Source organism: Maribacter forsetii DSM 18668 (assembly GCF_000744105.1).
In the GTDB taxonomy this organism is placed as follows: Bacteria; Bacteroidota; Bacteroidia; order Flavobacteriales; family Flavobacteriaceae; genus Maribacter; species Maribacter forsetii.
The window spans coordinates 2,133,285-2,146,392 of record NZ_JQLH01000001.1 but is presented as its reverse complement, the minus strand read 5'-3'; the positions used below and the strand labels follow the sequence as shown (position 1 = coordinate 2,146,392).

5 protein-coding genes are annotated in these 13,108 nt (G+C 33.2%); 3 read left to right on the top strand and 2 right to left on the bottom strand.

Features of this window, described 5'->3' with window-relative positions; translation table 11 throughout:
• The first annotated feature begins 8 nt into the window (after positions 1-8).
• From P177_RS08935 to P177_RS08925, 3 genes are all read left to right on the top strand, one after another.
• Entirely contained in the window at positions 9-1,568 is a 1,560-nt protein-coding gene (locus tag P177_RS08935) for a SusD/RagB family nutrient-binding outer membrane lipoprotein (protein WP_209435182.1), read from the top strand.
• Between the two features lie 104 nt (positions 1,569-1,672).
• On the top strand, positions 1,673-4,966 hold the full coding sequence (locus P177_RS08930) for a VCBS repeat-containing protein (protein WP_036154049.1): 3,294 nt from the start codon (positions 1,673-1,675) through the stop codon (positions 4,964-4,966).
• Positions 4,966-8,082 carry a DUF5107 domain-containing protein gene (locus tag P177_RS08925; RefSeq protein ID WP_051941771.1) on the top strand — a complete coding sequence of 1,039 codons (3,117 nt, stop codon included), beginning with the start codon at positions 4,966-4,968 and terminating at the stop codon, positions 8,080-8,082. The genes P177_RS08930 and P177_RS08925 overlap by 1 nt, the downstream gene beginning before the upstream one ends.
• Positions 8,083-8,450: 368 nt before the next feature.
• Here the strand turns inward: P177_RS08925 and P177_RS08920 are convergent, their stop codons facing one another.
• Both P177_RS08920 and P177_RS08915 read right to left on the bottom strand, forming a co-directional pair.
• Positions 8,451-9,230: a DUF481 domain-containing protein gene (locus P177_RS08920; RefSeq protein ID WP_036154047.1), complete on the bottom strand. Its 780-nt coding sequence runs from the start codon at positions 9,228-9,230 to the stop codon at positions 8,451-8,453.
• Between the two features lie 101 nt (positions 9,231-9,331).
• The gene (locus P177_RS08915; protein ID WP_157486510.1) at positions 9,332-12,871 is read right to left on the bottom strand and encodes a BamA/TamA family outer membrane protein; all 3,540 of its coding nucleotides are present in this window, start codon (positions 12,869-12,871) and stop codon (positions 9,332-9,334) included.
• Positions 12,872-13,108 lie beyond the last annotated feature (237 nt).

Here is a 13,108-nt window from a genome sequence, read left to right as displayed (position 1 = left end):
TGAAAATCATGAAAAATATAAGTTTATTACTTGGTCTGGTCTTGCTTCTAGCAGGCTGTACCGGTGATTTTGAAGAAACAAATACAGACCCGTTGTCTTTTGCTATACCAGCAATTGAAGAAAGTGAATTATTACAAGGTCAAGCTTTTGCACAAGCACAGTATACTACTATGTTTGGTGAAGATTGGAGATTTCAAATTGGTGAAAATCTTTTTGCTGATATCTGGTGTCAGTATTATGCAACTACAGCATCAGGTTTTGATTCGGACCGATATGTACAAGTAGGTGGCTGGGCCGATTTGGCTTGGACTTCTTTTTATGAAGAGTCTTTACCTCAAATAATTTTAGTAGAAGATGCTACTGAGGCTACAGGTAATGTAGTAGGTAATGCAATGATTAAAATATGGAAAGTAAATGCTTTTCATAGAATTACAGATTACTGGGGACCAATTCCATATTTAGAAGTTGGTAATACAGAATTAGAAGCCATACCTTACGATTCTCAAGAGGATATTTACAGAAGTTTCTTTGTAACTCTTGATGAAGCCGTTGAACAACTAAATGCCAATTTAGATCAAGTTGCTTTTACTAGTGGAGACCGCACTTATGGTGGTGACCCAGCAAAATGGCTAACCTTCGCAAATAGCCTTCGTCTACGTTTAGCTTTAAGAGTTAAATATGTAGATCCGGTATTAGCGAAGACTGAAGCTGAAAAAGCTGTAGCTGCAGGTGTATTTATTACAAATGATGAGAATGCATACGTATCTGTAGATGAGATAAACAGAAACCCATTGGAGACTATTACAGACTGGGGAGAATTTAGAATGAGTGCAACTATGGAAAGTATTTTAGAAGGATACGAAGATCCACGTTTACCACAATACTTCGCTCCTGCAATAGAAGGTGATAGTGATGGCGATGGTAGTTCTTATGAAGGGTTGTTGAACGGACAAACTAAAGTTTCATTAGAGACTAGCAAAAATGCTAGCCATTCTGACCTTGCTACTAAATATATCGACGTTGCCTTAGGTGGTGAAAATCCTCCAATAGAAGTACTAACAGCTGCAGAAGTATACTTTTTACGTGCAGAAGGTGCCTTAGAAGGTTGGGCAATGGGCGGCAGCGCAGAAGAGCTTTACGGCTTAGGAATTACAACTTCTATGGAGCATAGAGCAGTTGGTGATGCTACTTCTATTGCTGCATATATAGCTAGTACCAATACACCTATAGCTTTTGAAGCAGGTGCAGAACCGGTAGCTAATATACCTGTAGCATTTGGCACAGATCCGGAAATACAATTAGAGCAAATTATTACTCAAAAATGGTTAGCATTATACCCTAATGGTTGGGAAGCTTGGGCAGAACTTAGAAGAACAGGTTACCCAAAACAATATGCTCGTGTACAATCTGAAAATTCAGATGTTGCTGCAGATGAAATTATGAGAAGAATGGTATATGTTTCTTCTCAATTTGATACAAACTTTGAATCTGTATCAACAGCTATTAATGGTACAGAACTTAACGGAGCTGACAATAATAACACCAAACTTTGGTGGGATAAAAAATAATCTTCCTCGATTTATTTTTTTAAAAGCACCAACTTAAACATTGGTGCTTTTTTTTACTATTATTTTCACACTATCTTAGAAGAGATCACCAAATTTTTATATCAATGCATAGGTTATTTTCTTTCCTTATTTTACTCATTCTAGTCTTTTCATGTTCCACACAAGAAGAAAAGCTTTTCACCAAATTAGAAGCTAATGTCACAGGTATAAAGTTCAAGAATATTCTAAAAGAAACAGAAGCATTCAATGTTTTAGAATATGGTTATTTATATAATGGTGGCGGCGTATCAGTTGGCGATTTAAATAATGATGGTTTACCAGATATTTACTTTACCGGTAATATGGTAGGTAGTAGATTGTATATAAATAAAGGAAATTTTGAATTTGATGAAATAGCAGAAAAAGCAGGTGTATTTGCAGAAGGTCTTTGGAATACAGGCACAACAATGGCAGATGTAAATGGCGACGGATTGTTAGACATATATGTGTGTAGGTCTGCCGCCCCTAGTCCTAAAATGCGTAAAAATTTGTTATTTATAAATAATGGCGATTTAACCTTTACAGAAAGTGCATCCAAATATGGTTTAGCAAATTCAGGCTATTCTACACAGGCTTCCTTTTTTGATTATGATAAAGATGGAGATTTAGATGTTTATATACTTAATCATTCCACACAAGAATATGCTGGTTTTGGTCAAATTACAGCTTCATTAAAAAACAAACAAAATAGTGCCTATTCCGATAAATTGTATCGTAATGATAATGGCAAGTTTAAAGACGTGAGCTCTAACGTTGGTTTAGTCTCTAACATTTTAGGTTTCGGCTTAGGGGTTGCCATTTCTGATATTAATAACGACGGCTGGCCAGATATTTATGTATCCAACGATTATAACGAACAAGACTACCTTTATATCAATAACAAAAATGGTTCGTTTACTGAAAGTCTTGAGAAATATATTGGGCATACATCACTATTTTCTATGGGTTCAGACATAGCAGATATCAATAATGATGGATATATGGATATCATTACACTGGATATGCTGCCAGAAGGTAATTACCGCCAAAAAATGGTTTCTGGTCCAGATAATTATGACAAATACCAACTGCTAGTCAACTCAGGTTTTTACAACCAAACGATGCGTAATATGCTTCAACTAAATAACAATGGAGAATCGTTTTCAGAAATAGGGCAATTTTCTGGTATATCAAATACAGATTGGAGCTGGGCTTCTCTTTTTGCAGATTTGGATAATGACGGTTATAAAGATGTTTTTATTACCAATGGATACAAAAGAGATTACACCAACATGGACTTCATCAACTTTGCTGTCCAAGAAAAATTAAAAGAGAATAAAACAGGAAAGCAAACTGCTATCATGGAGTTATTGGAAACCTCTCCTGCTACAATAGAAGAAAATTACACGTATCATAACAATGGTGATCTTACTTTTTCGAAAGTAAATTCAAAATGGGGATTAGATAAAAAATCACTCTCTAATGGAGCTGCATATGCAGATTTAGACAATGATGGTGATTTAGATTTAATAGTTAATAACATAGAGGCAGAAGCTTTTATTTATCGAAATAATAGCGAAAAATTAAAAGTGCACAACTATTTAAGAATACGATTAAAAGGTGAAGGTTTAAATACATTTGGTATTGGTTCAAGAATATCTGTAACCACTAATACTCAAGTGTTAACCCAAGAAGTAATGCCTACAAGAGGTTACCAATCTTCTGTAGATAATACGGTTGTTTTTGGTTTAGGAAAAAATGATACTATACGGGAGCTAACTATTACTTGGCCAGATTTTAAAGAACAAAAACTGCATAATATATCTAGTAACCAAACCATAAAATTACAACAAATTGATGCCCAAAAATCCACTACAATTATAGAAACTGATACTACAAGATATTTTGTAGACATGTCCATAGATAGTCTTATTCCTTTTAAACATCAAGAAAACAATTTTATAGATTTTAAAACAGAACAATTATTACTACATAAACTATCTATTCAAGGCCCTAAAATGGCAAAAGGAGATGTTAATGGTGATGGTCTAGATGACTTGTTTATAGGTGGAGCCAAAGGACAATCAGGACAAGTATTAATACAGCATAAAAATGGTGAATTCAATATTGCTCTAACCGATTTAGTAGATGACGCAATATCAGAAGATACAAATGCGCTCTTTTTTGATGCGGATAATGATAAAGATTTAGATTTATACGTAGTTAGTGGTGGTAATGAATTTAAACAGAATGCTGCAGAATTACAAGATAGACTGTACCTAAATAATGGTAAAGGTAAATTTACAAAATTGAGCAATGCACTACCAAACATGAAAACAAGCGGTGCTGTTGTCCGTGCTAACGATGTTGACAATGATGGAGATTTAGACTTGTTCGTTGGTGGAAGATTAGTGCCTGGCAAATACCCAACAGCTCCAAAAAGTTATCTACTACAGAATGATGGAAAAGGTCATTTTACAGATGTTACAACATCTATAAATGAAAAATTAAATCAATTAGGGATGATTACAGATGCCATTTGGAGTGATTTTAGCGGAGATGGTGTTGATGATTTAATAGTGGTTGGCGAATTTATGGCCATTCGTTTATTCGAGAACGATAAAGGGAAATTAAATGAAATCAAAAACACCATTCTTAACAATGCCAAAGGGTGGTGGAATACTATCAAATCTGGTGATTTTGATAATGATGGAGATATTGATTATATCGTTGGTAATTTCGGTTTAAACTCACAATTAAAAGCTACAGAAGAAGAACCAATACAATTATATGTCAAAGATTTTGATAAAAACGGTTCACTAGACCCTATATTAACTTCGTACATACAGGGGGAAAGTTATCCTATTTTCTCTAAGGATGATTTAATTGGTCAACTGAGCTATTTAAAAGGAAAGTACATTAATTACTCAGATTACGCGGACCAAAAAATTTCAGATATTTTCACTGCAGAAGAATTAATAAACGCCAATATACTAGAAGCCAATTATTTTGCTAGTAGTTATATAGAAAACCTTGGTAATAATAATTTTACAATAACACCCTTACCCGCTTCTATCCAATTTGCGCCTATATACGGCATTCTTATAAATGACTTTAATAAAGATGGTAACTTAGATGTACTTATGGCTGGTAATTTTTTCGGCACTCGAGTAAAATATGGTAGATATGATGCCAATAAAGGCAGCCTTCTCTTAGGTGATGGAAATGGAAATTTTAGTGTTATTGACCAAAAGAAAAGCGGACTTAATATAAACGGGGAAGTAAGAGACATACAATCTATCATCAACGCATATAAAGAACCTATTATCATATTTTCAAGAAACAATCAAATTCCTAAAACATATAAACTCAATTTTTAATGCGAGCACAAATTAAGATTATCTTAGTATTATTGATTAGTGGGCTTTATAGTTCTACCACGGCACAATCTATCTCAATTAAAGAAGAAATACTATCATTAGAAACCTATGGTTTTGGTGAACCTAACCCTGTTCCCTTATCGGCAGATAACCCAAAAATATTTCCTTATTTTAAATTTGAAGGTTATCAACATACATCTAAAAAACAAGATTGGAAAGTTGTAACTCTAGAAAATGATTACATAAAAGTACAAGTACTCCCTGAAATAGGCGGTAAAATTTGGGGTGCTATTGAAATGAGTACAGGAGAGGAATTTATTTATAAAAATGAAGTAGTAAAGTTTAGAAATATTGCCATGCGAGGTCCATGGACATCTGGTGGGATTGAATTTAATTTTGGTATCATTGGTCACCATCCTTCAACAGCAACTCCAGTAGATTACCTAACCAAAACCAATGAAGATGGTAGTGTTAGTTGTATCGTTAGCAATGTAGACTTGCCTTCTAACACAAAATGGACGGTTGAAATAAGACTAGAAAAAGATAAAGCTTATTTTGAAACCAATGCATCTTGGTACAATGCATCTCCCCTAACTTCATCTTATTATAATTGGATGACCGGTGCTGCTAAAGCAAGTAGTGACTTGGAATTTTTTATTCCTGGCAATAAACATTTAGAACATAATGGAAATTCACATTCATGGCCAATAGATAAAGAAAAGCACAACTTAGCCATGTATAATGAAAATAAATTTGGCTCTTCTAAATCTTATCATATTGTAGGTGAGTTTAAGGATTTTTTTGGCGGATATTATCACAACACAAAATTTGGTTTTGGGCATTGGTCTTTATACGATGAAATGCCAGGACAAAAACTTTGGTTATGGGCATTATCTAGATCTGGAGGAATTTGGGAAGATTTATTAACCGATACAGATGGGCAATATATTGAATTTCAAGCAGGAAGACTTTTTGATCAATACCAACCTACTAATGCCGTCAACCCAATTAGTCAAGTAGGGTTTGACCCAAACATGATGGATAAATGGAGTGAAATATGGTTTCCATTCAAACAAATTGGTGGCATGGTAGATGCTTCACCAGAAGGTGTTTTAAATGTAGAAACAGTAGGTGCAGAAACTATTATTAGTGTAAATGCTTTGCAAAATCTAGATACTAAAATTGAAATTTTTAATGGTCAAGAAACCATTACAGAGTCTCTAAGTTTAAAGCCAATGGAAATCTATTCTAAAAGAATAGCCACAGCTAAACTTGAAAACATTGAAGTATCTATTGTGGGTACTGAGTTAGAATATAAGCCTATATCCAAACCAACAGAATTGAAAAGACCTTTTACATCTGACTTGGATTTAAAAATTTCTGAAACAGAAAAATTACTTTTTGCGGGTATCGAAGCAATAGAATATCGTGAATATAAAAAAGCAGAAGAAAATCTTAAAAAATTAATTAGCATTGACCCTTCTCATAGCGTTGCCTTAAACAAAATGGCAGAACTAGAATACCGAAAGAGTAATTATGACAAGGCCCTAGAATACGCAAATACCGTTCTACGAATAGACACTTATAACGCTAATGCGAACTATATGGCAGGTATTGCGTACAGAGCAAGTAACGATACTGTTAATGCATTAGAATCTTTAGGGTGGGCAGCTCGCGATATTAAATTTAGGTCAGTTTCTTTTGCTCAAATAGCCGAGTTATATTTAGCTAACAAGCAACTAACACGTGCCGAAACCTACGCTCAGAAAGCTTTAGATTTTAATACGTATAACGTGAACGCAAGAGAAGTATTATTACTTACCGCAAATGCAAAAAATGACACTAAAGCACTAGGTAAGACAAAAGAGGACTTATTACATATAGACCCATTAAACTATCTTGTTGCTCTTGAAACCAAAAGTTCAAATACAATTGTTAATGATTTGGCTATACAAAATGAATTTAAAGAAGAATCTTTTTTAACTATTGCACTACGTTACAAAGAACTTGGTTTTGACCAAAAAGCAATTGTAGCTCTATCTATGAGTAAAGAAACCGTAAAAAATCAATTGTGGTTGGCTTTTTTAAAAAAAGTTACAAGTCCTCATGAAAGTGAAGACTTGTTAAGTTCAGCCATTAATAAGCAAGTTGATTTTGTATTCCCTTATCGCAGAGAAACTATTCCTGTTCTTAAATGGGCTACCACCAAAAATGATAATTGGAAACTAAAATATTACTTAGCTCAAAATTATATTGCAGTAGGTTTAAAAAGTAAAGGCATTGCTATTTTAGAGGAATTAAAAAATACACCTAACTCCCCTATTTTCTATCAATTTAGAGCTAAACTAAAGCAATCTAATTCTGATGAAAACGCCAAAAAAGTGGCTATTACTGATTTACAAAAAGCATTAGATTTACAACCAAATAATTGGAAAATTTGGGAAGAAAACATTTTGCTTCAACAAAATATTGGAGACGCTGAAAATGCGTATAAATTTTCTAAAAAAGCAACAAAAAAATTCCCTAACAACTATAATATAGCTTTGACCCATGCTAAGTCTTTACTAAGTTTAAAACGTTACAAAGAAGTAGCTGTAGTTTTAGAAAATATTAATGTACTTCCTTTTGAACATGCTAGTGAAAGTAGAAAAATTTATGAAAAAACATACCAAGGGTTAGCCTTAGATGCGATTACAAAAAATAAGTATGTTGAAGCAAAATCTATTTTAGAAAAAGCAAAAGAATGGCCAGAGAATATTGGAGTTGGTAAACCTTATACTCCAGACGAAAGGATTATAGATTATTTATTTGCTATTACACTTGACAAACTTAATGAAGAAGATAAAAGTAAAAAACTACTACAATCAAATGTAGATTTTACTAAAAACCAATTGACGAGGAATACCACAAACCACCTTGCAGGTTTATTAGCCGCTAAAAAACTTCATATAAACAGCAAAGAACTTGAAATCCAACTAAACACAACTGATAGCATACTTAGCAAAATAGCCGTTGCAATTTTCAATAATGATATGGCAACATTAGATACACTTAAAGCTCAAAACTACTTATCAGAATTAGAGCTAAATCAACTAAAATTATTAAGTAAACTTTAAATAAGAAAACCTGCTAGTGTCATACTCCATTATTAACCCAAAATATTTCAACTAATGACTAATACTTTTACCGTTTACAACTTGAAACATCTAATTATTCAGATAGCAGGCTATTTTTCGTAAATAAAATCGATTTAATTAATAATAAAAATACATTCTAATAATGCTTCGGTAAATTATTCCGGAGAAAAAGAAGTATGGATTAATTTCTTTTGTGAAACCGGTCCCTTAGATAAATGGCATACTAATATTGTAACTGTTGAAGACGGTGGTAATTGTTATTTCAACATTAAAATTAATTTAAACAAAAAAACATATTACGACTTAAACATTAACTATGGTTTTCAATAACTGTAACATACATACAGTTATAAATTCAAAGTAAACCCAAAACTAACATTAGATGTACGGTTGTCTTCTAACTCAGAGTTAAAGTTAATTACAGCGTAGTTATAAAGTGCAGAAAAGCTTATTCTTTTGGTAAGCGGCATTTGAGCTTTAAACTGACTTAATATTCTATGGTTGCTAATGTTATCGTACAAAGGCTGAAAATACAGTGTACCGGTAATATCTAAGTTATATTTTTTAAAATTCTGATTTAAAGAGATATAGCTACTATTTCTATGATTGTAAAACTTTTGGTCAGAATCTTCTACAGATTCAATTTCATAAATGTATGAGTTACCAAAATAAGCAACAGAACCATTTTTTGAGAACAATTTTAATCGTAAGCCAACGCCCAATAAATTTCTTTCGGATATGGTTAGTTTCTGATTATTTTGATTTTGAACAAATGCTTCAAACCGAACCACCTCGGTAAGTTTTTGATTAAACCTGGCATGTAAAAAATATGAATTTTGAAAGTCTTCTTCTTTAGAACGTATTAGGTTTACATTTCCTATAAAAAAGTAAATGCTTTTAAGATTCTTAGATTTGAACTGTGTAGTAAGATTAGAACCTATTTGAAGAATATACTCACCGTTGTTATCAGTATAATTGAATAGTAGATCGCTACTTAGTACAAACCTTACCGAGTCTGTATGCATCCGTTTTGATTCAATATTTACCAATTGCGCATTTGCGGAATATCCCAAAATATATATGGAAATAATATAGACGGATTTAATAAAATTAAAACTCAGTTTCATATAAAGAGATTGTATTTTCTCTTTTGCAAAACTATTGTTAAGAACGTTCTAAGAAAAGCGATAAGAAATTTCTATTTAACTTGATAAACGTAACATTCACTTTAAAAATTAAAACCTAAAGAAAATACAAACCGGTTGCCATCATCGCCATGGTAAAAACCTAAATTGCCCGTAAGCGCACTAAAACCAGAAATCCATACAGATCCACCGTAGTCATTATGCCACTTAGAAGAATTGTCATTATTAGACCAAACGCGCCCGTAATCAAAGCCTGCACTTACCCCTAACTGTATAGGTATAAAATTAGTTTTAAATCTCGTTACCCCTACCCTAAGATCTGTACTTTGGTAAAATGCGGACTTACCGTTGAACCTTTCATTTCTATATGCACGTAAACTTGTGTTACCACCTATTACGGCACCATGGTAAAATTCATAATTATCACCTAAAATTGCTTCACCTGCCAACTTGGTAGCAATGACAGCTATACCACTTGGGTGTAATGGGTATGTCAATGAAATTGAAGGCTTTATAAATGCAAAACTGTTATCAAAACCGTTTATGTTAGATTTATAACCGGTAGCGATATTTGCCGCCATAGCACGGTTGGGGAAAGCTGGGTCATTCTGGTTCTCATAACTATACCCTATTTCACCAGATAAATACAATTGTTGCTCATAAACGTCATTTCCTTCTGCAAATACTTGACCTACCAAACGTTCATCGTCGTTTGAAACATCAAAAGACTCTAAAGATGATTTTATGAAGTAACTACTACCTGCACTTTTATGAACCAAATAAGGAGAAACATTCCACTGTCTTATACGTACCCTATTAAAATCTCGGTCTAAATCAGAATCGTATTGCGACTCGTTACCCTCTCCAAAATAATTCATTGTAAAATTAGGACTAGCATACCTTGCATCGAACCCTAAATTCCAATTATAGAATACATGTGCAAATTCTGCATTATAATCGATAGCAAAACCATTGGTAGCAAAGAAATATTCTGCACCTATTGTGTGTTGAGATTTAAATGGATTATTAGCCAGACCATAGGTTGTAAAACGGTCTTTTAATCCTATTCTAAAGCCAGTGTCACCATCGAAACCTACACTAGGAAAAACAATGTTCTCATTATATTTTCTTTTCTGATAATCATATGTATTAATATCATAAGAATCTGTAAGCCATTTTTTGGAACTAGTATTAACAATTGTATTGTTCTTACTTTTAAAGTCATACAGTTTTACCTTCTTTATATTTTTAAAATCATAAGTATCGTTTTTCTTACCACCAATAATTCTAAGGTTTACAAGGTCTTTTCCTTCTCCGTCTACCGTAAAGGTATCTTTACCATCTAAACCATACACCCAAATTTCGTTTGTTTGATCAGTAAAATATGTGTTGTTAGACACTATTGTATCATGAGTTATGGTGATATTAGTTTCCCCATTTAATTTTCTAGTGATTAAAAAATCATCTTCTTCTTCGGTACCCAGAACAACTTCAAAGTTATTTAGGTAATCGTAGTATGATTTTGCAATGGTTAGTAGACCATCTCGTCTAGATCGTAAGTTTACTTTAATATTATCAATACTACTGTCTTGTGCAGCTTCCGGTAAAGTATTAAAGACTCTTTCAATTTCTTCATCTGATATATGCTCTTGAATGAATTCAACTTGTTCCTTCCAATCATCCCAAGAAGCAGTTTTTATAAAAGTTTTATCCAACGGATAGCCAGAAAGGTTAAACCATTTTACATTTTTTACATCGGCATCATAACTTTCCATTTTACGTAACAATGGGAAGGCAAATTTCAGTAAACCGATAATGGTACCATCGTACTTAGGGAAAGCTTGATCCCAATCTCTAGGTATTGTTTCATATCTCTTTTTACCATCTTCCGTTTTAAATTGCGCCCAACGCCATTGATCTTGATGACGATCCCAATTACCTACCAGCATATCAAATAAACGTGCTCGAATAAAACTTGCCTCGTCTACATAAGAATCTTTAGTTTCCATTAACTCTAATCGCAGATCCGTAGTGTTAATAATATCATCAGGTGTGCCAAAGGTTTCAAAATTTTTGTTTTCATCACCTGCATGCTCTTCTAGCATAAATAATGCGTTGCCGTAATCTTCATTATAGATTCCTAATCCCTTTTGTTTAGGTACATAGTATATTTTGGGGTTTGCATGTAACACATTTAGTGTTTCAGACAAATCGTTCATGACAAATTGGGCATACGGGTGCGCCGTGGTATAAAAATCCATTAAATAGCGTTCAGCAACAGTATCGTCAAGGTAATCTTTTACATAATGGTTGTCAATCGCATTGGTCTGCATAAAACGCAATGCACTCTTGCGTAATGCCCTTAGGGTATATTCATTTTCATTATCATCTATTAACCTAAGTGATCTAGACTGTGTACCACCACCTTCAGAAATTGGCGTCATGTTATTTGGCAATTCATCTAGGTATAAAATTGGAGCTTCAATCTCTTTGCTGTATAGCTTTCTATAGTGATCGCCCCAAAACCATTTATAGAATCTGCTTTTATCAGTTTCTTCTTTGGTATAAATAGATGATTTAGCTGTCGTTGCACTTGTTTTTTCAGGATACGAAACTTCATCTATAGATAATCTTTCCCTTTCTATCTTTTTGGTAAAAGCAATTTCAGATGCTCCACTATTTATTTCAATTAAATCTACCTTAGAACTACCGTCTTTAAATACCGTTAGCTTAGCATAACCATTTTGATCAGATTCAATATGTTCCTCTTTAGGCGCCCTTGCTCTTTCTGTTTTCCCAATAGCACCGCTTATAATTTGAGGTATACCGTCATCTTCTAAATATTGCAAATTTCTATCCTTACCAGAAACGAAAATGACATCGTTAAATTGACTTGCAATGGTTTCCATTCTTCCACGCAGAATTCTATTATCTTTATTCTGATAGGATTGAGAAGTAAAACCTCCCATTTTGTCGATCATAGAGATTTTAGTATTGCTCATAACCGGTTGGTACACTGCCACGATGACTGTTTTACCTTGACTATCTTTCAAATCATCCTTAAACTCAGCCAAAAACTGATCTCTAGTCTTTATTTCACACTTCTGATTAATGTATGGGTGATTATCCCAATCTTCTAAATACCACTGAGAATCTACCATTTCTAACACGACTTCATCATTTATAGTTTCCTTCTCAATTGGGCAACCGTCATTTGGCCAAAATTTGGCTTTGCTGTTATCCTGCAAAAAGGATTCAAGGTCATCTATACTTTGTGGTGCACCTTTTACCCATTCGTTTTGTCCAGGGGTAAGAATAACGCTACCATTGAATTCATCCCACAATTGCATTAAAGGTTTTAAATACGCCTTTTCTTTATCTTGATGTTTTTCATTAGCCGAAAAACCTTCTTTGTCCACTACATTACCCAGCAGTAATAAAGTTGCATTTTTATCATTTTTAGAAGCCGCATTAATCTCATTCAATATCTTCTTTGCATTCTCTAAAGAAACATTACCCACATTTGAGGTGATGTAGAATGAATGAGAAACATCTTTCTCTGAAGATAGTTTTAGCTCATTTACATTTTGAGAAAAAATAAATCCATTTGCTATTAGAAGCATAAAAAACAAGAATTTTGAACGCATGAAGTTGTAATTATTTATGTGTTTGATGATATCATAGTTGTATTCGTTTATACGCAAAATTTGACATTTAAATGTGCATTAAGCTTTATAAGCCAACATTCTTTTTCTTCTAGCAACCATGGTTTAAAAAAGAATCGATTAATATTTAAGAAGTAACGAAACCAACCAAATTGAGCAACAAAAGTAGTTAGCATACAAATATCAAATTAACTC